Annotated in this window: 21 protein-coding genes; 10 read left to right on the top strand and 11 right to left on the bottom strand. The window is 42.2% G+C overall.

What is annotated here, in order from left to right:
• Positions 1-194: 194 nt before the first annotated feature.
• Complete coding sequence (locus INT03_RS11635; RefSeq protein WP_045443939.1) at positions 195-1,316, bottom strand: ABC transporter substrate-binding protein; 1,122 nt, start codon at positions 1,314-1,316, stop codon at positions 195-197.
• Positions 1,317-1,720: 404 nt separating this feature from the next.
• On the opposite strand from INT03_RS11635, the gene INT03_RS11630 reads away from it, so the two are divergent.
• Positions 1,721-1,984, top strand: coding sequence for a hypothetical protein (locus tag INT03_RS11630; protein ID WP_193009072.1), 264 nt, complete (start codon positions 1,721-1,723; stop codon positions 1,982-1,984).
• Positions 1,985-2,059: 75 nt separating this feature from the next.
• On the opposite strand, the gene INT03_RS11625 is transcribed toward INT03_RS11630, so the two are convergent.
• Positions 2,060-2,890, bottom strand: coding sequence for a Cof-type HAD-IIB family hydrolase (locus tag INT03_RS11625; protein ID WP_226950286.1), 831 nt, complete (start codon positions 2,888-2,890; stop codon positions 2,060-2,062).
• A gap of 300 nt (positions 2,891-3,190) precedes the next feature.
• Here INT03_RS11625 and INT03_RS11620 point away from each other — a divergent pair, with 300 nt between their 5' ends.
• The 4 genes from INT03_RS11620 (at position 3,191) to INT03_RS11605 (ending at position 5,575) form a co-directional block, all read left to right on the top strand.
• The gene (locus INT03_RS11620; RefSeq protein ID WP_193009071.1) at positions 3,191-3,706 is read left to right on the top strand and encodes a hypothetical protein; all 516 of its coding nucleotides are present in this window, start codon (positions 3,191-3,193) and stop codon (positions 3,704-3,706) included.
• A 377-nt stretch (positions 3,707-4,083) separates the two neighbouring features.
• Positions 4,084-4,374, top strand: a complete 291-nt coding sequence (locus INT03_RS11615) for a hypothetical protein (RefSeq protein ID WP_193009070.1) — start codon at positions 4,084-4,086, stop codon at positions 4,372-4,374.
• A gap of 35 nt (positions 4,375-4,409) precedes the next feature.
• The gene (locus tag INT03_RS11610) at positions 4,410-4,562 is read left to right on the top strand and encodes a hypothetical protein (protein ID WP_193009069.1); all 153 of its coding nucleotides are present in this window, start codon (positions 4,410-4,412) and stop codon (positions 4,560-4,562) included.
• Between the two features lie 179 nt (positions 4,563-4,741).
• Positions 4,742-5,575: a hypothetical protein gene (locus INT03_RS11605; RefSeq protein ID WP_193009068.1), complete on the top strand. Its 834-nt coding sequence runs from the start codon at positions 4,742-4,744 to the stop codon at positions 5,573-5,575.
• Positions 5,576-5,742: 167 nt separating this feature from the next.
• Here INT03_RS11605 and INT03_RS11600 read toward each other — a convergent pair whose 3' ends face one another.
• The 3 genes from INT03_RS11600 to parC form a co-directional block, all read right to left on the bottom strand.
• Positions 5,743-6,252 (bottom strand): DUF805 domain-containing protein, encoded by a 510-nt coding sequence (locus INT03_RS11600; protein ID WP_193009067.1) that lies wholly within the window; start codon positions 6,250-6,252, stop codon positions 5,743-5,745.
• 148 nt (positions 6,253-6,400) lie between these two features.
• Positions 6,401-6,868 carry an AC76 family protein gene (locus INT03_RS11595; protein ID WP_193009066.1) on the bottom strand — a complete coding sequence of 156 codons (468 nt, stop codon included), beginning with the start codon at positions 6,866-6,868 and terminating at the stop codon, positions 6,401-6,403.
• Positions 6,868-9,174, bottom strand: a complete 2,307-nt coding sequence (parC, locus tag INT03_RS11590) for a DNA topoisomerase IV subunit A (RefSeq protein WP_193009065.1) — start codon at positions 9,172-9,174, stop codon at positions 6,868-6,870. Before parC ends, INT03_RS11595 begins: the two co-directional genes overlap by 1 nt.
• A gap of 571 nt (positions 9,175-9,745) precedes the next feature.
• Here parC and INT03_RS11585 point away from each other — a divergent pair.
• The 5 genes from INT03_RS11585 (at position 9,746) to INT03_RS11565 (ending at position 16,504) form a co-directional block, all read left to right on the top strand.
• Positions 9,746-11,473 (top strand): AMP-binding protein, encoded by a 1,728-nt coding sequence (locus tag INT03_RS11585; RefSeq protein WP_193009064.1) that lies wholly within the window; start codon positions 9,746-9,748, stop codon positions 11,471-11,473.
• 608 nt (positions 11,474-12,081) lie between these two features.
• Positions 12,082-13,854, top strand: a complete 1,773-nt coding sequence (locus tag INT03_RS11580; RefSeq protein ID WP_193009063.1) for an AMP-binding protein — start codon at positions 12,082-12,084, stop codon at positions 13,852-13,854.
• A gap of 241 nt (positions 13,855-14,095) precedes the next feature.
• Positions 14,096-14,812: a ribonuclease PH gene (gene rph / locus INT03_RS11575; RefSeq protein ID WP_045443953.1), complete on the top strand. Its 717-nt coding sequence runs from the start codon at positions 14,096-14,098 to the stop codon at positions 14,810-14,812.
• Positions 14,813-14,889: 77 nt separating this feature from the next.
• Positions 14,890-15,381 carry a hypothetical protein gene (locus INT03_RS11570; RefSeq protein ID WP_193009062.1) on the top strand — a complete coding sequence of 164 codons (492 nt, stop codon included), beginning with the start codon at positions 14,890-14,892 and terminating at the stop codon, positions 15,379-15,381.
• 346 nt (positions 15,382-15,727) lie between these two features.
• Positions 15,728-16,504 (top strand): hypothetical protein, encoded by a 777-nt coding sequence (locus tag INT03_RS11565; protein ID WP_193009061.1) that lies wholly within the window; start codon positions 15,728-15,730, stop codon positions 16,502-16,504.
• Between the two features lie 115 nt (positions 16,505-16,619).
• On the opposite strand, the gene hemJ is transcribed toward INT03_RS11565, so the two are convergent.
• From hemJ to serB, 6 genes are all read right to left on the bottom strand, one after another.
• Entirely contained in the window at positions 16,620-17,054 is a 435-nt protein-coding gene (gene hemJ, locus INT03_RS11560) for a protoporphyrinogen oxidase HemJ (protein WP_045453451.1), read from the bottom strand.
• A gap of 89 nt (positions 17,055-17,143) precedes the next feature.
• Complete coding sequence (gene bioB, locus INT03_RS11555; RefSeq protein WP_264298300.1) at positions 17,144-18,205, bottom strand: biotin synthase BioB; 1,062 nt, start codon at positions 18,203-18,205, stop codon at positions 17,144-17,146.
• Positions 18,206-18,537: 332 nt separating this feature from the next.
• Positions 18,538-19,047 (bottom strand): SCP2 sterol-binding domain-containing protein, encoded by a 510-nt coding sequence (locus INT03_RS11550; protein ID WP_055124808.1) that lies wholly within the window; start codon positions 19,045-19,047, stop codon positions 18,538-18,540.
• 402 nt (positions 19,048-19,449) lie between these two features.
• A complete protein-coding gene (gene aciT / locus INT03_RS11545) occupies positions 19,450-19,851 on the bottom strand; it encodes an AciT family ciprofloxacin tolerance protein (protein WP_226950287.1) in 402 nt (133 codons plus the stop codon).
• A gap of 238 nt (positions 19,852-20,089) precedes the next feature.
• Positions 20,090-21,085, bottom strand: coding sequence for a DUF368 domain-containing protein (locus tag INT03_RS11540; protein ID WP_193009060.1), 996 nt, complete (start codon positions 21,083-21,085; stop codon positions 20,090-20,092).
• A gap of 192 nt (positions 21,086-21,277) precedes the next feature.
• Positions 21,278-22,468 carry a phosphoserine phosphatase SerB gene (gene serB / locus INT03_RS11535; protein ID WP_193009059.1) on the bottom strand — a complete coding sequence of 397 codons (1,191 nt, stop codon included), beginning with the start codon at positions 22,466-22,468 and terminating at the stop codon, positions 21,278-21,280.
• Between the last annotated feature and the right edge of the window lie 305 nt (positions 22,469-22,773).

Raw genomic sequence — 22,773 nt, 5'->3', positions numbered from 1 at the left:
AGTCTACTATTGGTAGTACTTTCGTTCGCCTTCCTTGTATCCAAATTATATTGAACCGACTATAAAAGCTAAATAAAAGACAATAAAGAATAAATAAAAAACGCTGACTTTATTAAGTCAGCGTTTTTTTGCGGTAACAGTTGTTAAAAAAGTTATTAAAAATAGCTATAAAAAACAGCTATAAAAAACAGTGATTAACGACCAGTTTTTAGCTTATCCCAATACTGCTGATATACTTGCAATGCTTCATCGCCCACATCTTCTTGGAACTCCGCTTTTGCCAGTACGTCTTTGCTCGGATAAATGGTTGGATTGTTTCTCACCTCTTCTGGCATCATCTCACGCGCAGCCATATTAGGCGACGCATAACCAATCTCTTCGCTGACGATTTTAGAGTTCTCAGGACGCAGTAAGTAATCAATAAACTTGTGGGCTGCATCGACCTGTTTGGCGTTTTTTGGAATGACAAAGTTATCCATCCACAAGATAGCGCCTTCAGTTGGATATTTATAAACCAAGCTGGTCAAGCCTTCGTTATTGGCGATAATTGCCTCGCCATTCCAACTCATACCAACCGTGGTTTCGCCTTCCATATAAGGCATGCGCGAGGCATCCGAGTTAAAGGTCTTCACATTTGGCATCAAGGTCGTGAGCTTCTCATAAGCGGCTTTGATTTCGTCAGGATTTTTACTATTACCTGAATGCCCAAGGGTCAATAGCGCCATGCCAAACACTTCGCGCATATCGTTCATCAGCATCACTTGCCCTTTATACTCAGGACGCCATAAATCGTTCCAGCTATTTACGGTTGCAGGATCGACCTTGTCACCATTAATGGCAAGACCGGTGCTGCCCCACATATAAGGAATCGAATATTTGTTCTCTGGATCAACCTTGGTATTGGTAAAAGACGTATCAAGATTCTTAAAGTTGCTTAATTTAGATTTATCGAGCTCTTGCAGCAAGCCTTCTTTGGCCATTTTTTCGACATAATATGTTGATGGGATGGCTAAGTCATATTGGCTAGAGTCATCGAGCAATTTAAGCTTGGCGTACATAGCTTCGTTAGAATCAAAGGTGGTGTAATTGACCCGAATACCTGTCTCTTCAGTAAAGCCATCGAGAATCTCTTGCGGCATATACTCTGACCAGTTATACAGATTGAGCGTTTCAGCACTCGCCGCTGTACCATCAGCCGCCGTATTGTCTGACTTGCTACAGCTAGCAAGTGCTAGCCCAACAGCCACGGCTAATAGTGCTTTTGGTAGTATACGAGCGCTACGAGCAATGTTGTGGGGCGATGATAAATGAGTCAAAATATCTCTCCTAAATAAGAATGATGCAAATGAGTAAAAAGTTAAATAATAGATAATGGAAGCTAAGGGCTAAATACTAAGTGCTGAATATAAGGTATCGAGCCAGTTGTGAAACTATTATGGCTATGATTGTTAAGAATTTAAAGGGCAAGAAAGAAGTTCGTTCTTCATAATATTGTTAAAAGTGGCGCTGATAACTGGCTGAAGAATCTATAAAATCACAAATATGAGATTTACTGCTGTCTTTGAGTAAGATAATAAGCGTAAATAATCATGCTATGATGAGAGCTGCTTTACCCTTAAGCCATGAGTTTACGACGTGGTTTTTATAAGATGCAAAGATTACCGATAAAATAAAAACAATTGAATGTTAATTAAATGGTTCGAATTAAAAGAGGCAAAAGATGAATAATCGTAAACGCGCTGGACTGATTACTGCTGTGCTTGGCATAATTGCCTTTATGACCATGTTTAACGCTGGCTCGCCGACACCTATCGTTAATTGGCCGGTTGAGACGTACATGGGTTTGGCATTTACGATTGGCTGGTTGAGTAATGTGCCTGTTTGGTTGGCCTATGTGCTGGCAGCGGTGGTGCTTATTTTGATTGTTGTTGGATTTTATAAAATCGGTAGTTGGATTTATAGTTTAATGACGAAGCGTGGTTAGATTTTGCTAGGACGTGTCCTTATTTTAAAAGTGAGAACACGTCCTAGATAAATAGCAATTTGCAAAGTCTGATTACTAAGACGCAATATGAAACTGCTCAAGCACCGATTGAATACCGCGCTCCTCAATCGTACCCGTGACAAAGTCTGCACGCGCAATCAATTCTTGCTTTGCATCGCCCATTGCTACTGCATAGCCAACCAAGTCAAACATCTCTAAATCATTCATTCCATCACCAAACGCCATACACTCACTGGCATCTACCCTATAGTATTGACAGACGTCTTTAATGCCTCGCGCCTTGGATGCCTCTATCGGTAAGATATCTGCGCCGATATGATGCCAATGGACGAGCTTTAAATCGTACTGGGCAAAATTGACGTCCTGCATTTTCTCTTGTTGATTGTTAAAAAATACTGAGCATTGATAGACGGTATTTCCTTTATGATATTCAGGGTCAACGATAGAGTTTGGAGTGATGGCATTAAACTCGCGCAAGCGCTCATTTTCACCTGACCAAGCGATATGGGTGGCAGAGTCAAACTTATGAATCAACTCGCTCTGTTGGCACAGACGCACGATGGTATCCGTTTGCTCAGCGGACAACGGATAGTGGCTAATCCGACCCTTTTTATCAAAACTATACTGTCCATTCATACAAATAATCGCATCTAAGACATCAGCTTCGAGCAAGGCTAAAATATCTACCGGCAATATGGCTTTGGAGCGTCCCGTTGAAATCACCAGCTTAATATCAGTATCTGCAAGCTCCTCAAGTGTTGCTTTGTTGTGTTCGGCGATGATGCCATTGCGGCTCAAGGTATCATCGATGTCAAAAAAGATGATCTTGGGTGTTGGAGTGTTGATAGTCATACTTTCTTTGGCGATTTTGTCTTCGATAAACATGATGATCCTATTGTTTTTTAGTCGTTTCAATACCAATGATTTAGATACTACTACAACACACCCGAAGAGATAAATACCTATAAAGTAACCTGCGATGATGCAAATTTGGCTACTGCTGCGGTATTCGCTTTGCTGGCATTGCGATTGATTTGCGCTTATTTGAAAGATTAACAAAAACTCTAAACGATATAATTAACTTAAGAGTGGCTATTTATTATAAGGTTAGGATTAACGATCAATATCAGTTAACAAAATGATGAACGATTTTTATCAGTGTATCCGCTACCTAAAGGAGCCAGTATGAAAATTTTTACCTTAAAATCAGTCACCGCTTTGACGGCACTGGCAACATTGGCACTATCTGCCAATGCCTTTGCAATGGATGTCAAGTTTAACGATGCTGCTTGGAATGGCAAAAAAATACCTGAAGGGCAGCAGTGTCTAAACTATGGTGGCAAAAGTCCAGCCACGCCGAGCATGACGGTTTCAAACATACCGATGGGCGCGGAGAGCTTGGTTTTCGTTTATAACGATGTGAGCAATAAACGTATGCAACATGGTGGACATGGCATTGTAGAGTTTAACCTACCAGAAGGTGCTACGAGTGCTGAGATTCCACGGGTGTTTGGGCATACTTATGAAGTGCCAGTCGGGATTGAGATGGTCGCGGAATATCGTAGCCGTGCAGGGGAAGCGGGAGGGGCGTATAAACCACCTTGTTCAGGTGGCAAAAACCATCTGTATACGGTAGATGTGCAGGCATGGCAAGGCGATAGTGTGCTTGCTGAGACAACGGTTGAGATGGGTCGGTATTGATGCCTTGGTCGTTTTAATGAGCGTAAAAAAGCCGTCTATACCGCGTGTATAGACGGCTTTTGAGTAAGAGTAAGTGATGTTTGCAACGTCTGAGCCATCAGTAATCGTGGGTCAGTCGTATGTTAGGGTTGAGACCGTGCTATAGGAATATATAGATTAGGCTTGTTAACTATTAGACTAATGATATCGCAGTCATTGTACCAATTTTTATAGTACAATTGTACTCTGAGAAGTATAGGCGTCCTATTTCATTAAAATTCCAATGGTTATTTCTAGAAATACAATGATGCTAGATGACAAAAAACCACTAAGAAAAAAAATTTTATTGATTATACTTTATCTTAAATTAGATCAGGTTTTTATAAATAAGGTTTCTCATGACTATAGCGACAAGCCATACTCCAGAAAGCAAAAAAATAAATGGCGAGCATATTCTTATCAACATGATATATATCGCCAAAAATGTCGACCTAGATTCGGGAATCGAGCTGACTCGCGCGCTTGAGTATTGGCGAAGGTATTTTGAAGAAAACAATATAGCTTCAGCTTTAGTCATTAGTGAAGGTTATTTCGTTCAAAGTTTTCAAGGGACAAGGCCCGCTATCAATATTGCCTTAAAAAAATACTTGACGAGCATTCAACTATTTTTCCCAATATTGTTAATATAGAGGAAATAGAGTCGCGTCAATGGAATGGGTTTTTAGTGAAACATCTAACATCAAGCGCTGAAGATGAAGAGTATGCCCTCAAAAGCTTCTCAGCAGGTTCTGATTATAATCCCTATCTAATGACAAGTGCTCAGATTAAAAGCTTTTTGACAGCGATTTTTAAAGATGCTGAATCCAATAATCCTTAGATAAGTTCTCTATTCTGATTAACGTAAAGAAGCCGTCTATACCTTGTGTAGGCGGCTTTTTAGTTGTTTTCAATATCTTATATTTATAGATCGTAAAGGTTGAGCGTTGTAATTCTACATATGTTGTGTATTATCATCTGAGACATTTGCTATTTGAATAACTTAAACGGATTGTATTTATGAAAAAACTATCTTTATTGCTAGTAACGCTTTTAGGATCATCAATCGTATTAAATGGATGCGCGACCGCGAGTCTTGTAAGCTACACTAAATCTGATTATTATGGAGGATATCATATTCATAAAAAAAATATTTTATCTGAGGAAGTTATTGCCATTGGATATCCTAATAAACCAATAAAAGAATACGAGGGTGCTATGATCTTAGCAGGTAAAAACTACAGCTTTTTAGTGCAACCTTCGGTCAGTTCTCACACCTCATCTGATATATTCAGCAGAATTTTCTCTCAAGTAGATTTAGGCTCACTATATATCGATACTAATCCATCATCCTATTACTCTGACTCCGATACACAGAGAGAATACGGAACTCGTGATATTCAGAAAAAAACCCAAGCTGATTCAAATGAGTTAATTCTTGATATAGACAGAGATAGAGATGGATCCAGTCAAGTTAAAAATATATCAACCCGTATCAATCTAGTGTATGCAAAGCCGACAAATGAAGTAAAGAATAATGAGCAGCCACAGTTGGAAAATCTTGGTTTTAAGTGTCAGACATCAGTCATCGCTGAACAACAAAGTCTAGCCTGTCAGCGTTCAGTGTTCATTAAGATCACAGTAGCTTCTGCGGTACAAAATATTGATCAGATAAACCATAAGCTAAAGCAACCTATGACTATTCAATTGAATGAAAATTGGAAAACTAGGGATAATACTAATAAGTTTGGCATTGCTTTGTTGCCAGTGAGTGTGGCAGTAGACATAGTTACTCTTCCTATCCAAGCTATAGGTTTTCTAGTTCTTAAAGAAGCTTTGGCAGATGGTTACTAAATTTTAAGAGATTTAGTAGGGAAATAAGGCAGGTATGGTGTTATTAATGCACAGAATAGTTATTTGTTTTTATTAGCGCCAAGAAGCCGTTTATACATTGTGTATAGGCGGTTTTTCAGTGGGTGGCATTTGCCTTATGTTTACTGAGTGAGTTAGCTTTGATTAAATCACAACTGATATGCATGCTTAAAAACTGATAAAACTAATGCAATACATATAACCATGAAGATTATTGTAATAGGCATTAACGCTGCTATAATTTTAATTAATAATGAAGGAGGTCTGGAAGGTGCGCCATAATTATTTATGCCAATATCTCCTTTAACAAATACAAGGCATAGCCACAATATTATATTAATCATTGGAATGAACCACAAAAGAGATACCCACCCCGATTTATTCAAGTCATTAAGCCTGCGTTTGCTAGGTGTGAGTAAGATATAGAAATATACTAAAAACGTTAAAATACCAATCAAAAAAATTAAAGTATTAGCAATTAGGCTGTCGCTACCAAATAAGTACGAGATAGCCTCAAATAATCCACCAGCAATTAAAACTAGAGGTATGAGCATGATATTAAGCAATAGGCTGTATACTAAGAAGCGAATGCGACCTATTCTTCCATGAATTGAATAAAGTGATTCTTGATTATAATCACTTGATACTTGCTCATGCATTTCTACCCTTAGAATCTAGTTGTTAATGAGATGGTATTTACAGTGGTTTTTCGAATATTACCAGTCTTATAGGTGTATGGAACGCACCTTACGCCTAATATTATCGGGAGAAAAATTCCGCACTAGGCTAGTTTCTCTAATTTGATGCTTAAATTTTATAACTATTTTTTCTACGATTATTTTTACGTTGTCTACGCTTTCTCCATTCTAAATTTCCTTTTTGGTATGTTGCTAAGTCTTCAACATAACTCGATTTATTTAGCCATATTATCTCTACAATAAATGTTGGGAACATAAGTAATAGAAATAACCAGATTGAAAAGTCTAGGATATTATTATTTAAAAGGAATAAAAAATTTACTATCATCACCAGTAAGAAAGTAATGAACCAGTTTTGAGACAGTTGCAGTTCATTCAAGTAGTAGCGTTCATCATGACGATGGTTCTTGATCTTGATAAGTTTTTTCTTACGGGACCATATTTGAAAGTTTTTGAACACTAAAGGTGCTTTACTAAAGTAGCCTTTTACTTTAGAGAAAGCCCATACTACTATAAGGAGTGCTACTCCATTAACTAAAGTTTCTAGTTTGATCATTTCCCAAAAATAATTTACCATCACCCAACCTCAACACTCGTCACATTCTGAAAGCCTCTTGGCAATTGTCCACCTCGATTACCACGACTGCCCGTATAATTAGCCAAATCATTTGGTTTTAGCGTCACATGGCGTTTGCCAGCGGTAATAATTAGGCTGTCTTGCTGACTGAGAGGCGTAATGGCGAGCACTTCCTCATTCTCTTTCAATTTAATTAGCTTATTACCTTTACCGCGTGCCTGTTCAGGTAAATCATCGAGGGAAAATATCAGTAAATATCCAGCATTGGTCACGACAGCGATATGGTCAGGCGCTACCTTTGCATGGGTATTGTCACCATCAGCATTGGCAGTCGTTTCTACTGGCGCATCGATACGCGCAACAGGGAGCAATCGACTATCAGCCGCTAGGTTAATGATGTTTTTACCCGCTTTTTGATTGCTATCAAGATTGCCGATGGTGTTGATAAAGCCATAACCTGCGGAGCTAGCGAGGATGATGCGCTGATTGTCAGCACCAGTTAATAGCTGCTCAAAGCTAGCACCTGCTGGCGGTTTTAGCACACTGGTCAGCGGGTCGCCTTGACCACGCGCAGACGCTAAGTTATGCGCATCAATACTATAGCTGCGTCCAGTGCTATCGAGCACATATATTTTCTCATTGGATTTGCCACGGACGTGCGCTTGATAGCTGTCACCTGAGCGATAGCTCATGCCAGCAGCATCGACGTCATGACCTTTGGCAGCACGAATCCAACCTGCCTTTGATAGGATGGCAGTGATCGGTTCGCTCGGTACAAGGTCAGATTCTTTTAATGCTTGTGCTTCTTCGCGCTCTGCCAATGGTGACACGCGCTCATTGCCATGTTCTTTCATATCGGCTGTCAGCTCGTCAATCATCAGATTGGTCAGACTGTCTGGATTGTCCAAATACTCTTGAATGATCGCGCGTTCGGCAGCCAGTTCATCTTGCTCGCGGCGTAGCTCAATCTCTTCTAGTTTAGCGAGCTGACGCAGACGAATATCCAAGATGGCATTGGCTTGGATGTCAGTCAGGTCATAATCTTGCATTAACGATAACTTTGGATCGTCCTCTTCGCGAATGATGCGAATGACTTCATCAATATTAAGATAAGCAATCAGTAAGCCTGCGAGGATGTGTAAGCGCTTGTCGATTTTATCGAGGCGATATTGCAGACGGCGCGTGACCACAGAGCGGCGACAGATTAGCCATTCATCAAGGATTTCTTTTAGGTTTTTGACTTGCGGCTTACCGTTTAGGCCAATCATATTCATATTGACGCGATAATTGCTTTCTAGATCCGTACTGGCAAACAGATGGCTCATGACGCGAGCCACATCGACCCGTGTTGATTTTAGCTCAAGTACGATACGGCAAGCGTTTTCGTGATCTGACTCATCATGGATATCGGTAATCCAAGGCAGTTTTTTGTCCGTCATGAGCTTAGCGATTTGCTCTTGGATTTTATTACCGGAGACTTGGTAAGGCAGCGCGTCAATGATGACAAGATTCTTTTCTTTGGGGTCAACATGGAACGTCGCGCGCATTTTATAGCTGCCGCGTCCAGTCTCATACATCGCTTGCAAGTCTTTTTTACTGGTAATGATTTCAGCAGGGGTTGGCAGATCAGGTGCGGGTATCGATTGGGTTAATTGTTTAACTGATAGCTCGGGATTTTTTAGCAAACGAATAGCCGCGCGTACCACTTCGTTGAGATTATGTGGCGGAATGTCTGTTGCCATACCGACTGCGATACCTGTTGTGCCGTTTAATAGTATGTTAGGTAGGCGGGCAGGTAGGGTAGTTGGCTCTTGCATCGTGCCATCAAAGTTATCTTGCCAATCGACCGTGCCTTGTCCGAGTTCTGCAAGCAAGGTATTGGCATAAGCCGACATTTTGGCTTCGGTATAACGCATGGCGGCAAAAGATTTAGGATCATCTGGGCTACCCCAATTACCTTGACCTGTAATGAGCGGATAGCGATAGCTGAACGGCTGCGCCATGAGCACCATGGCTTCATAACAAGCGCTGTCCCCATGCGGATGGTATTTACCCAAGACGTCACCGACGGTACGCGCAGATTTTTTCGCTTTTGCCGTTGATTTTAGCCCCAGCTCACTCATGGCGTAAACAATGCGACGCTGGACAGGTTTTAGGCCATCGGCGATATTTGGTAACGCCCGATCCATGATGACGTACATCGCATAGTTGAGATAGGCCTGCTCAGTGAACTCTGCGACTGAGCGAGTATCCATCGGTTCATTAGGAATAATAAGGTCAATCGTATGATCAATAACATCGGACATAAAATAGGGTTCACTTATCAGTTTTAATAGGTATAGATAATTGGTGCAAGCGTACAAATAGGATAGCGCTATCGTAAAGGATATTGGCAAAATTAAAAAGGCATAAGTCAGAATAGACGACAGGTCGTGACGTGCCGGGTAATGATAAAGAGAGTACACAGCGTAACTTTGTGACCTTAACAGAGCTTGCTACTGCCCTTGATAGTAAAGGTAAAAAATAGTTAACGATAAAACACTATAAAGAGTATTAATGAATAAATGTTCGCTAATAAATCGCTGAAAAATTATCGCTTATCGCTATTAAGGTTTTGATAACTATGACATTATTGACCGTCAAGACAGTTTGCGAACTCAAGTAGCAATCTTTTATATTGAGTAGTCTGTATAAAGTGTGTATGTTAATGAACAGAGGGCTATTTACCGCTATATTGTTTGCTCATCACCATATGATTGCCTCACAGCCAAGCCTGCTATTACGATGACAAGCCTGCGCGCTGAGTTTTTATATTTTTATCACACTGTGATTCGCATGGGTTGACGGTAGCGTACTATTACTAGGAGAGAAAAGATTATGGAAAATCACAGTAACCTAATTCGTCGTAACGATAAAGTATGGATCAAAACTTATGAAAAGCTTGGTATTCAATACGACATTGAGATGCCAGCTGCTAATACTTCTTTAATCGATATATTTGAGCAGAATTTTACGAAGCACGCTGGCAAGACAGCGTTTGTCTGTATGGATGCAAAACTCTCCTACGAAGATTTAGATCGTTATAGCAAACAAATTGCTGCCTACTTGCAATCACTTGGGTTAAAAAAAGGCGATAAAGTCGGCGTCATGATGCCAAATATTTTGCAGCTACCGGTTGCCGTATTGGGTGTGCTGCGTGCTGGCATGACCTTGGTTAACGTTAACCCGCTTTACACCTCAAAAGAGCTTGAGCATCAACTAACAGACTCTGATACCAAAGCATTATTTATTTTAGAAAACTTCGCCAAAACCTATGAAGACATTGGTAAGGACTTGGTTGACCATGTCATCGTGACCTCGATGGGTGATTTGATGAGTCCATTAAAAGGCTTTATCGTCAATATGGTCGTGCGTCACGTGAAGAAGCTTGTACCTGACTATAATCTTAAAACCAGCACCAGCTTCAAAACAGCACTGAATCGCTTCTCAGCCAAAAATTACAAACGTCCAGATAACATCTGCCTTGATGATATTGCCGTTTTGCAATATACCGGTGGTACGACCGGTGTCGCTAAAGGTGCAATGCTCACGCATGGTAATTTAGTCGCCAACCTGATTCAATGTGATACCTATCTTGGCGATGCTTTTGATAAGTTTGAAGGTATGGATGAGCAGCCAGTTATCATGACTGCCTTGCCGCTATATCATATTTTCTCGTTTACCGTTTGCGGCATGTTTGGCTTATATCGCGGCTGTATCGGGTTACTGGTACCAAACCCACGTGATGGCGCAAGCTTAATCAAAGCTTACAAAGATTATCCACCAGCGTTTTTCCCAGCGGTCAATACGCTGTTTAATGCTTTAGCAAATAGCGATCCATTTAAAGCCTTAGATCATAGCAAGCTTGAGATGTCGATGGGTGGCGGCATGGCAGTATTAAAAGACACCGCTGACAAATGGCAAAAAATTACTGGTAATGTGATCGTACAAGGCTATGGTCTGTCAGAGACTTCACCTGTGGCGTCAGCAAACCCAGAAGGTACGGGTGAATTCTCAGGCAATATTGGTCTACCGATGCCTGCGACAGACATGGCTATCTTGGACGAAGAAGGCAATGAGGTCGCACTGGGTGAGCGTGGTGAGATTTGTGTTCGTGGTCCACAAGTGATGAAAGGCTACTGGAAACGTGATGATGCTACTGCTGAAGTCATGACGTCTGACGGTTATTTCCGTACGGGTGATATCGGCGTGATGGATGAAGAAGGCTACTTTAAAATCGTTGATCGTAAAAAGAATATGATTTTGGTATCTGGCTTTAACGTCTATCCAAACGAAGTCGAAGATGTGATGTCAGGTCATCCAAAGATTTTGGAATGCGGCGTCATTGGTATCGAAGATGAAAAGAGCGGCGAAGTGCCAAAGATTTATGTCGTGCGTAGTGATGACAGTTTGACTAAAGAAGAAGTGCTTGCTTATAGCAAAGAGAATTTAACTGGTTATAAGCGTCCTCGTTATGTTGAGTTCATCGATGAGCTACCAAAGTCAAATGTCGGTAAGATTTTGCACAAAGATTTGCGCGTGCTGGAAGAAAAGAACCACGGTTAATCAGCTAGCTTTCAGCGGCAGAGTATTTTTATGAGTGTCTGCTACTGTTTGTTAGGCACTCGTAAAGTCATCATGATAAGTCACCACGATACTAATGATAAAAATTAACGCTACAAACTAACGCTACGAACTAAATCTGAAAGAAACTATCAGGATGCTAAGTCGTCGTGATAGTGGTGGTTGTGATACTGGGTGTCGTGATCCAAAAATGGTAAGGTTGCTGGTATGCTGCCTTATCATTTTTTGTATTTATTGCTTTTTTTGTCGCTATGACCCAGTCAGGTAGAGATAGAGAATTTTTAGCAAAACTGCTATAGTGCTTACCGACATATTTGTTTATTTATCGACGAGATGACGTTAGTTTTGCGCTATATCTCTGATAAAACTATCAGGGATAAAGGGGTTTTTAATTCGGCAATGCCGAGTTATTGTGCTATTTATTAAGGACTTAACGTTGCGCTCTGATTGACAAAGCTTGTAAGTGATAAACCTTTTTTGTTACCACGTTTTTTATTCACAAGCTTCTGCTGTCATTGATCAATCACAAAAAATAATGGTGTTTTCATTAGATTATTCTACGTTTTTAACGGTAACATTTAGGGAAAATTATGACCGACAGTATCAATAAAGAGATCACAAACGATAACGCTGCAATGAATAATAAAGACAGCGTATTTCCTACTATGCCGACGATAGATAGTGACAGCCCCTGGTTGAAAACTTATGAGCGTTATGGCATTGATGCGACTATCGATATGCCTGATGACAATACCTCTTTACTTGATGTGTTTGAGCGTAACTTTAGCCGTTATGGGAAAAAAACGGCTTATATTTGTATGGGTGCATCGATTAGTTTTAAGGAATTGGATTTATACAGTCGCCAAATTGCCAGTTATTTACAGTCATTAGGCTTGGTAACAGGTGATAAAGTTGGGGTGATGATGCCCAACCTCCTGCAATATCCAGTGGTTGCTTTGGGGATCATCCGTGCAGGTATGGTGTTGGTCAACGTCAACCCTTTATATACCAGCCGAGAGTTATCGCATCAGCTGCATGATAGTGGCACCAAAGCCCTATTCATCGTAGAGAACTTTGCGAACACCTATCAAGAGGCAGAAGACAAAGGTCAGGTTGAGCATGTCATCGTTTGTAAGATTGGCGATATGCTAGGAGCAGTGAAAGGAGCCGTCGTTAACCTCGTTGCGCGCCATGTCAAAAAAATGATTCCGGCTTATAGTCTGCCAAACAGCGTGAGTTTTAAGCACGCTTTAAATGCAGTATCAGCCAGCAAATATAAGCGCCCTGATTTGAATTTAAGCGACGTGGCATTATTGCAATATACGGGCGGTACGACAGGGGTTGCCAAAGGTGCAATGCTGTCCCACGGTAACTTAGTTGCCAATATGCTACAGATTAGTGCATTGATGGACAGTGCATTTGATGATGATGTTGATGCCAATGATGTCATCCTGACGGCACTACCGCTATATCATGTATTCTCATTTATGGTCTGCGGCATGTATGGCATGTACCGAGGTTATGCAGGCTTGCTTATCCCAAACCCTCGTGATTTGGATGGTTTGATTAAAGAGATGGCCAAATACAAACCCGCCTTTATCCCTGCGGTGAATACTTTGTTCAACGGTCTAGTACACAAAGACGGCTTTGCAGACTTAGATTTCTCTAACCTAAAAGCGTCTATCGGTGGCGGTATGTCTGTCTTGCCAAGCGTGGCAAAAGAGTGGCATAAAATCACTGGTCTGCCTATCGTGGAAGGTTATGGTTTGTCAGAAACTTCACCAGTGGCTGCTTTTAACCCGATGACCATTGCTGAATTCACGGGTAAAATTGGTATCCCTGCCTCTAGCACCGATATAATACTAATCGATGATGATGAAAATGAAGTCGCATTGGGTGATCGCGGCGAGATTTGTGTCAAAGGGCCGCAGGTGATGATAGGTTATCAAAATCGTCCAGAGGAAACAGCTGAAACGTTTACTGCCAATGGCTTTCTGAAAACTGGCGATATCGGTATTATGGACGAAAAAGGCTTTATCAAAATCGTTGATCGCAAAAAAGACATGATTTTGGTCTCTGGTTTTAACGTTTATCCGAACGAAATTGAAGAAGCCATGAGCGAGCATCCAGCTGTGGTAGAATGCGGCGCTATCGGTATTCCAAACGATGACCGCGGTGAAGAGCCCAAGTTGTTTGTGGTCAAAAAAGGCGATGTGACTGAGCAAGAGTTGCTTGATTTTGGCAAAAAGCAACTGACTGGTTACAAGCGTCCGCGTCACATACAGTTCGTCGATGAATTACCAAAATCAAACGTGGGTAAAATCCTGCGTAAAGAATTGCGTAAGATGGAAGGGTTAGAATAAAGTTGGTGCTATTTCTTTGTTAAGCCAATGACTGGCTCAAGTAGCGGCGCAATAGCTCGAACGAATCTTGCTATTGCGCCGCTGCCACGTTAGGATATCTCAATATTTACGTCTGCTATGGCATCCAATCATTATTTATTTTAGCTTGTTAATAGTTTGCTAGATAAATGATGGTTAGCCACATAATGACAGACACCTCATTTTATGACACAGCCTTTAAAACATTGTACTAGGGATTTTTATGCGTATTGACAATCGTGAGCTTGACCAACTTCGCTCGATCAGCTTTGAGCGCCATTATACTAAGCATGCCGAAGGGTCAGTGTTAGTCAGCTTTGGTGATACCAAAGTATTGTGTACCGCTAGTGTTGAATCTGGCGTACCGCGTTGGCTCAAAGGTAAAGGCAAAGGTTGGATCACTGCTGAGTATGGCATGTTGCCACGCGCGACCAATACCCGTAACCAACGTGAAGCGGCACGTGGTAAACAATCAGGTCGTACCCAAGAAATCCAGCGTTTGATTGGTCGTAGCTTACGAGCGATGATTGACCTGAGTAAGCTGGGTGAAAATACGATTTATCTTGATTGTGATGTTTTGCAAGCTGATGGCGGTACTCGTACTGCTAGTGTGACGGGGGCTGCTATTGCGCTTATCGATGCATTAGAGAGTATCCAAAAAAGCAAAAAACTCAAGGCAGATCCACTGATTGGTTTGGTCGCTGCGGTCTCTGTTGGTATGAAAGACGGTAAAGCGTATCTAGATTTAAACTACGAAGAAGATGCCAGCTGTGATACCGATTTGAATGTGGTTATGACCCAAAAAGGCGAATTTATTGAGCTACAAGGAACAGCGGAAGAAAAGCCATTTACTCGTGCTCAAGCCGACGATATGCTGATTCTTGCCGAAAAAGGCATCGCTGAGCTGATTGCCATGCAAAAAACAGCCTTGGGTTGGTAGTCCTATTGATGATTACTTGCTCATCGTATTTTAATTAAACTTTTACTTTCTTATTACTCTGTAACAGGTAGTCATGCATGCTCAAGCTGACCGACGATGGTGCCAAAATCACGCTACAAGATCAGCCCAAAACGACTGATGATGGCATGTTTTGGTTTGGCTCAGCATTATTGGTTGGGGCAGTGGCGGTTGCTTTGGCAATGAGTCTGCTGCCTGAGCGCTTGGCTATAGGGGCATTGGCGCTACTGATTATTGGTAGTTTTATCTTTAATCGAAAACGTCAACAACAGAAAAAAGCCATGGCTGGTGTTATCAGCAGCGGCATCTTGTGGCTGCGTGCTGGTGAGCTGGTGCATGACAATCAAGGTAAGCGTGAGCATATTCAGTTGACCGACGGTGATAAAATCATGCTTATTGGTGAGCAGTTACAGATTGTTGATTGTGATGATATACGCAAATACCATATTAGCGGCTTTGATAGTATCCAAGAGGCAACCGCTGCCAAAGCTATTTTGCAGGGTCAAGCATTGGGCAAGCGCCATGTGAATATCAAAATGAGTAACGATTAACTTATTTCTTAGCCAATCATCTACTGGATTGAGCTATGAAATCCTAAGTGACTTTCTCTCAGTAATATTTTATTTCAGCAGTATTCTATCTCAGCAATTTTTTATCTACGCAGTATTTAATCTAAAACTGCTTATTCTATTTCCTTTTTAATTAGCGCCAGCTCTCCATCGTTTTTCTACGTGCTCCTCTTATCTAACCATTAGTCTGTGTTTTTATACCTTTTATCGGCTATTTGAGCCGAATAATGCTTGCAGCGTCATGTCTAAATGGTTTATAAGTAAGATTAGAACATCCTATTATTATGGTTTATGTTGTCATTTATATTTTATTGACAAGGAGTTGGTCATGTCGCGTTTGCCTGTGTCATTGTCATTGTCTATGTCGTCGTCGGTTACCGCGTCGTGCAGTCTTTTATTATTTACCGTTGGCCTAGTAGGTCAGGCCCATGCCGATAGTATGAGTGCGCTGATCGCCCAAAAATCTGTGCAATCTGATTTTAGTGCTCGCTATACACCATCGTACTCAGCCGTGCCCTCTGCGAAAGTCAGTACGCGTTCTACCATTCAACGTGCAGGAACTTATCGCTCAAATTCTGCCAGTACTCCACCAGTGATTCAGACATCCTATCGTTATCCTGAAGTAGCGCGTCAAGCGCCAGCAGTGATGCCCGCTTTTTTATCGGGTAATTATGATAATGTCGATAGCGAGTATTTACCGTTACTAAGCAGTGCGGAGATGCAAAGTAGTTTGGCTGCCCGTGAAGTGGTTAGCACCGCCCGCAAGATGGCGCTGAACGAGCGTACGATCATTCAAGGTGGCTGCTGGGACTATTTGAATGCCGTGTTTAAACGCGCCGGAGTGACACGTGATACCATTCATAAAGGTACTTATGGTCAAGGTCCGTATGCCAATAGCGGCGAGATTGAAGTTGGGGATTGGCTCTATTATATCAATCATGGCTATAATGGCGTCGAGCATAGTGGACTGTTTGTCGGCTGGGTTGATGAGCGTGCAAAGCAAGCACTGATCCTCAGCTATGCGGGCGAAAACCGCCGCGAACCTGCGCGTTACCGTGTTTATGATTTGAGTAATGTCTATCAAATCATGCGCCCTAGTGTTTAAGGTGTCATATTTATGATGTCCTAAAAAAAGCGTCCGTTACTTTAATAAGTAACGGACGCTTTTAGTTTAGAGGTATTCAGATCTAAAAATCAGTTATGAGCATATTTACTGGATTTTAGAAGGGCTTTACTACTACTAAGATGACGATAATGACCAATGCAAACACTGGTACTTCGTTAAACCAGCGCCAAAATTTATGCGTCTTATAATGCGGATTATCCATTAGCTTTTTACGATAAAAGCCACAAGCACCGTGATAGCCAGAGAGTAGCACCACTAATAAGAGCTTGACGTGTAACCAGCCTTGGGTTTTATACACCTCCCAGCCTAGCCCCAACATCCATAGACCGAAGACCCATGTGGCTATCATCGATGGCGTCATAATACCGCGATAGAGCTTGCGCTCCATAATAGCAAAGCGTTCATGGCTGATGCTGTCGTCACTCATCGCATGATAGACAAACAAGCGTGGCAAATAAAATATCGCAGCAAACCAGCAGACCATCGATATAATATGCGCCGCTTTAATCCAATTGAAATAATCTGCCATCACATTCTCTCTTACGATTTAATATTTTATCATCAATAATGTCGGCAAGCTTAGCGCAGATTATCCAATAATGGTAGCGATAAAAAACGCTACTCTGCCATCATTACTTGCGATTGATGACCACTCATCGCATCCATCACAGGCAATACTTTGGGCGCTCTTGGCGCGGCAAATTGCTTTGTTAGACCAAGCTCACGCATGAGTCTGTCATCGCCTGATTGGCTTGCATTGCCAGTAGTCAGCAGTTTATCGCCATAAAAGAATGAGTTGGCACCTGCCATAAAGGCCAAGGCTTGCTCAGAGTCGGACAAGCTCTCACGACCAGCAGACAAACGCACATAGCTGGTCGGGCAGCAAATACGTGCTACGGCAATAGTACGAATCCATTCAATCACTGACAGTTGACCTTCTGCCAATACTTTGTCGCCAATTGGTGTGCCTTTAATGGGCACAAGCAAGTTGACCGGAATTGACTCTGGCGCTTTGGGCATTTTTAGCAGCTCATGTACCCAATCGATACGGTCGTCACGGCTTTCACCCATACCGACGATATTGCCGCTACAGACATTGATGCCTGAGTTACGCACGTTGTCTATGGTATCTAAGCGCTCGTCATAGCTGCGTGTGCTGACGACTTGCTCATAATAACGACGTGAGGTATCTAGATTATGATTGTAATAATCGAGTCCAGCATCCGCCAGTTGCGTCGCTTGATTGGTATCTAGCATACCAAGGGTCATACAGGTTTCAAGTCCCAAGGCCTTGACTTCTTTGATCAGCTCAACCACATAGGGCATGTCTTTGGCACTTGGATGTTTCCATGCTGCACCCATACAAAAGCGTGACGAGCCACTGGCTTTGGCACGTTTGGCCGCAGCAATGACTTTATCGACTTCTATGCGCTTCTCTGCTTGTAGTTTGGTGGTATCGCGGTGGTGACCTGACTGTGAGCAATAGCCACAATCTTCGGGGCAGTTACCTGTTTTGATCGATAACAAAGTACTGATTTGTACTTCATTGGCAGTGAAGTGCGCCCGATGTATCGTTTGCGCTTGCAACAACAAATCCATTAAAGGCAAATCAAACAGTTCGGCGATTTCTTCGCGGCTATGCTTACGGGCCATTTGTTGACTGGCTTTGCTGGCATCCATTGTTAAGTTGTTTAAAAAGTCATTGTTCAAGCCGCTGTGGCTGTTATTTTTATTATTGAATGTGTCAGTGGGGCTACTGGCATTAGGCTCTGAGATGTTAAGTAATCCTGCCATCATATAATTCCTTTTATAATAGTTTTTGAAACAATCATTTTTAAGAGAATAGTGGTTAAAAGAGTTGTGTGTAAAGCCATAAAATTTTAGATAATAAAAAAGGCTGCGATATAGTATACCGCAACCTTTTTAGAAAATCAGAACACTGCGAAAGAGTAAAGTAACTGAGCGCTAAATAATCGTGATCTGTTTTCTTTATTTACGTCGATCTATTTACGTTATGATTTACCAAGTTTATGCTTAGCAACCCCAATCCAATGATTGGCAAGTTTTTGTGCTTTATAAGCATAAGGCTTGGCTTTTTGGATATAAGGTTTACATTCTTCTGGAACAGCTGGCACGATATGCTTAGCAAGTTTATTGAACCACATCATTAGGCTGTAATCGCCTTCGATGCTGAGGTTGCCTTCTTGTACAGCAGTCATAAAGGCAGGAAGATTGCCTTTGGTCAAAAGCTTAACACCTGTCATCGAATCCTTGAAATTGATGGTGAGGTCTGCTTTTTTAGCATGACCACTGTATTGGCTGAAGCTACCATTATCAAAGACAAAATAACGGGCGATATCCGCTTCAGTGCTGGCAAGCTCAATCGTCACATTGCGATCAGCGAATAGTGCTTTCACATCTTCGTTATCACTATCAGCAAGCATGGACAAACGATAGCCAATCACGGCCAATAGCACATCTAACGGATCAGATTTAATATCTAATACAGGAACAGTAAACATAATCGAACTCCTAAAGAATGAGACGCAAAATAATGCGTACTTTATAACAATTTTTGTGACAAATATATAACTAGATTATAAACGATAGAGAGGTTGCTATTCTTTAGGAGTTACGTAGAGAGCGTTAAGTATCTTGTAACATCCAATGACGTCGTCTTGATTAAAACAAGTTGTTAATATTTATAAAAATGACAGTAGAAAAGAGAGTGGGAACGAAAATGAATGCTCACACTACCTATGCTAGATTGAGCGAATTTGACGGCAGGTTAATCGTAATTTTTGGACGAGATACAGTCGAATAAAGATAATGTAATACAGGCTATATAAGAGGTAAGTAAAAGTACTGTAAACAGAGAATGAACTAACCTGACAGCGTCGCTCATTGATATAGACGCGACTCTATCAGTGGAAGCGCGGTTGGTAGTCGTCATCATAAACAGGCGTGTGCTCGATATAACGTGCCGCTTGCAATTGACGTTGCAGCTGAACGGATTGACTGACATCCTCGTAACGTAGTGCCCGATACAGCACCCAGCCCGCTAAAGGCAACCAACTGATACCCATGGCGATGATATAGCTGTGCCATTCTGACAGCTCTGATAGCATAGGACGACCCGCCACAATGCTTTGAATCGCCTCAACTGCTAGCCAATATGCCATACCACCAAATAGATACCAGAGCAGCCAGCGCTGTGAGGATAAGGCAAGCGCCAAAATCAAGCCTGCCAGCAAGCTATAACCAAGCAGTGCCGCCGTGCTCCACGTTTCTATACCAATAACCGAAAATATAGTCAGTAACATCATTCATCTCGCTATTCATAAGGTGAATTCCAATAGGGTCATTATGAAAGTTTGGGGAACAAAGCTAAAGAGGGGACAAGCGACTTTGCGACAACCGTTGACGTTTGGTTTTTTAGCACATTTTGATGGTTTTGTATGGCAAGGTTTAAGCACAAGCGCCGCAAGGATGGGCGCTTATTATTAAGAGTGTATAGTAGGTTTTTGGGTTTTAAAAAGAGAATGATGCAGATTTAAGGTAGGGTTAAGCGCGATTGCTACGAGCGCCCCACCAAGACAATAGTGAGACTAAAATCGCGCCTAGCAGCATCAGTCCTACAGTGGTTAGCCAATGTGGACCAGTAGGATATTGCCATGGCATCACGTTGTTTATCGCATCACTATCAAGCGCGCCTAACGCATCTACTTTCCATGGCCATACTTTCACAAGCGAGCCTGCGATAAAACCTGTGAGCAAGGCCAAAGTTGCCTGATAGTAGCGAGACAATAGCCATTTAAGTGCGCGAGTAAATAATAATAATCCCGTTGCCATGCCCGCAATGACCGTGAAGATTATCGTAAAGTTAAGGCTATGTACGGCTTCTAATACTGCGTCATAAGCACCTAATAGTAATAAGATAAAAGACCCAGATATGCCGGGCAGTATCATGGCACAAATAGCGACTGCGCCAGCAAAAAACAAATAAGGCAAGCTTGGTGTGGTCGTGAGCAATGGTAAGCTGCTAATGACCACAGCGGCAACAAGACCAGTCACGAATAGTGCTGCCCGCCCTATATTCCAACGCTGAATCTCACTCAATAATATAAATACCGTTGCGACAACCAGTCCAAAAAAGAACGACCAAATAAATAACGGTTGATTATCCAATAGGTGTTTGATAATACCGGCTAAAGTAGCAAAACTGGTGGCGATTCCCAATAACAAAAACAACAAAAAAGTGGCATCAACTTGTCGCCACACCGCAATCAAACCTTTGATTCCGCCTTCCTGTCGAAATATCTGCCAGAGATTGGGGCCGATGCTACTCAGGGCGTTAATCAAGCGCTCATAAATACCGGCAATCAGCGCAATGGTACCGCCAGAGACACCCGGTACGATATCCGCTGCCCCCATGGCCATTCCTCTGATATAAACCCCAAATAGTTGCTTTGGACTATCGGAGGATGCAGCAGTGCTGCTCTTATCCAGTGGTTGTGGCGCTGACGGCTCATTTTGCCGCGGTGATGGTGATGCCGTCATGGACAATCCTTTTTTATTTAAAAACACAGTGAAAGTTAATGCGATGCCGCTAAGTATGCTAGGACAGTGATGCGAAAATTGACTGTCGCAATGTCGCAATGTCGCAATGTCGCAATGTAATAAGACGTAAAAGCCAGATTAATGTTAAAAACACTAACCTAGCTCCATGGTATGGTGTTGCGAGTGTAGTCGTTACTCCGTGGGTGCAAGTGCTGGATAACCAAGGGCATAAAGTATGCCTTCAAGCCCTGTGACATTGATGGCGGCATCAGCACGTGCTTGGACAATGGGCTTAGCATGATAGGCGACGCCTAGGTCAGCAATACCCATCATCGGTAAATCATTGGCGCCGTCACCGATACAGACCACTTGTGACATCTCGATACCCAAGCGCTCCGCAGTATGCTCAACGATCGCCGCTTTTTTGGCGCCATTGACGATGGGCAGCTGTACATGACCAGTGACTTCCCCTTCGTCGATATCTAAGGCGTTGGCGTGAACTTCGTCAATGCCCAATTGCTCAGCGATATGGCGCGCAAAGTAGGTAAAGCCGCCTGATACCAGTACGGTATGGTAGCCCAAAGCCTTTAGTGCACTGATGGTAATGCGAGCACCCATTGATAGCGTCAAACGATTGCAGATATCATCTAACACATCGGTCGAGATGCCTTTTAGTAACGCCACACGCTGGGCAAAAGATTCATCAAAATCCATCTCACCGCGCATTGCCGCTTCCGTAATGGCTTCGACTTCTTCGCCGATACCCGCTGTCTTTGCCAACTCAACGATGACTTCTTGCTTGATTAAGGTGGAATCCATATCAAAGCAGGCAAGCTTGTGGGTACGTAGCATATGACCGACTGATAAAATATGGCAATCGACAATATCCAAGCGTTCAGTACTGCTCGCTTGATGACTATCGTTATAAGCTTCGGTCAAGTCATGACGCAAGCGCGTGGTCAGCTGATCATCAATGATGTGAGCTGCTGCGGTCTTTTTGCCAGGATGCATCAGCGTATCAGTGACTGGAACCAACAAATAGCGGAATACTTGTGCTTGAGTAAAAGGCAAGCGCTGTGCGTTTGCTGCCGTTGGCTCTGTATCAGAAACGGTAATATTGACAAAACTGGCATCAGTATCTTCAGCGACGGTGACCAAATGCCAGCTTGGCTGTTCATCGACCCATGATTGCACATACTGGTGAATATCAAGCGTCGATACTTTGGTCGGTAGCACAACAATAAGAGCAAAAACTGGTAGGGACTGTAGCGCATCAAAATCTTGTAAGTTCGTGTTATCTGGTAACAGTGACGCAATAGAGTCAACGGCTTGTTGCCATGCTTTGCTGTCTTTTGGTAACGAGTAAGATGTATTGTGTGGCATGGCTCAATGGTCCCTTGTATGCTCATATAAGATTGGGAATAATAGCAGCTTTACTCGGCAGCGCCTATAGATGACGCACAAAGTATCACCGTCGATTAAAGATGACAGCAATCGTTGAAAAATCATTTGAAATTGAATGTGATTATTATGATAAATTTATAAATCAACTAACGCTATAAGACTTATTATGGTGATATAGTAGATAAGATAAGCGGACTGTATTCATGATGATATCCACAACAATGCTCTCAGTCGCCGCTTACCAAATGTGCAGTAGATTATCCTGAGTATTAGTATTTGAGACA

The sequence above is a fragment of the Psychrobacter sp. PG1 genome (assembly GCF_014897815.1).
In the GTDB taxonomy this organism is placed as follows: Bacteria; Pseudomonadota; Gammaproteobacteria; order Pseudomonadales; family Moraxellaceae; genus Psychrobacter.
This window is presented reverse-complemented; position numbering and strand designations above follow the sequence as displayed.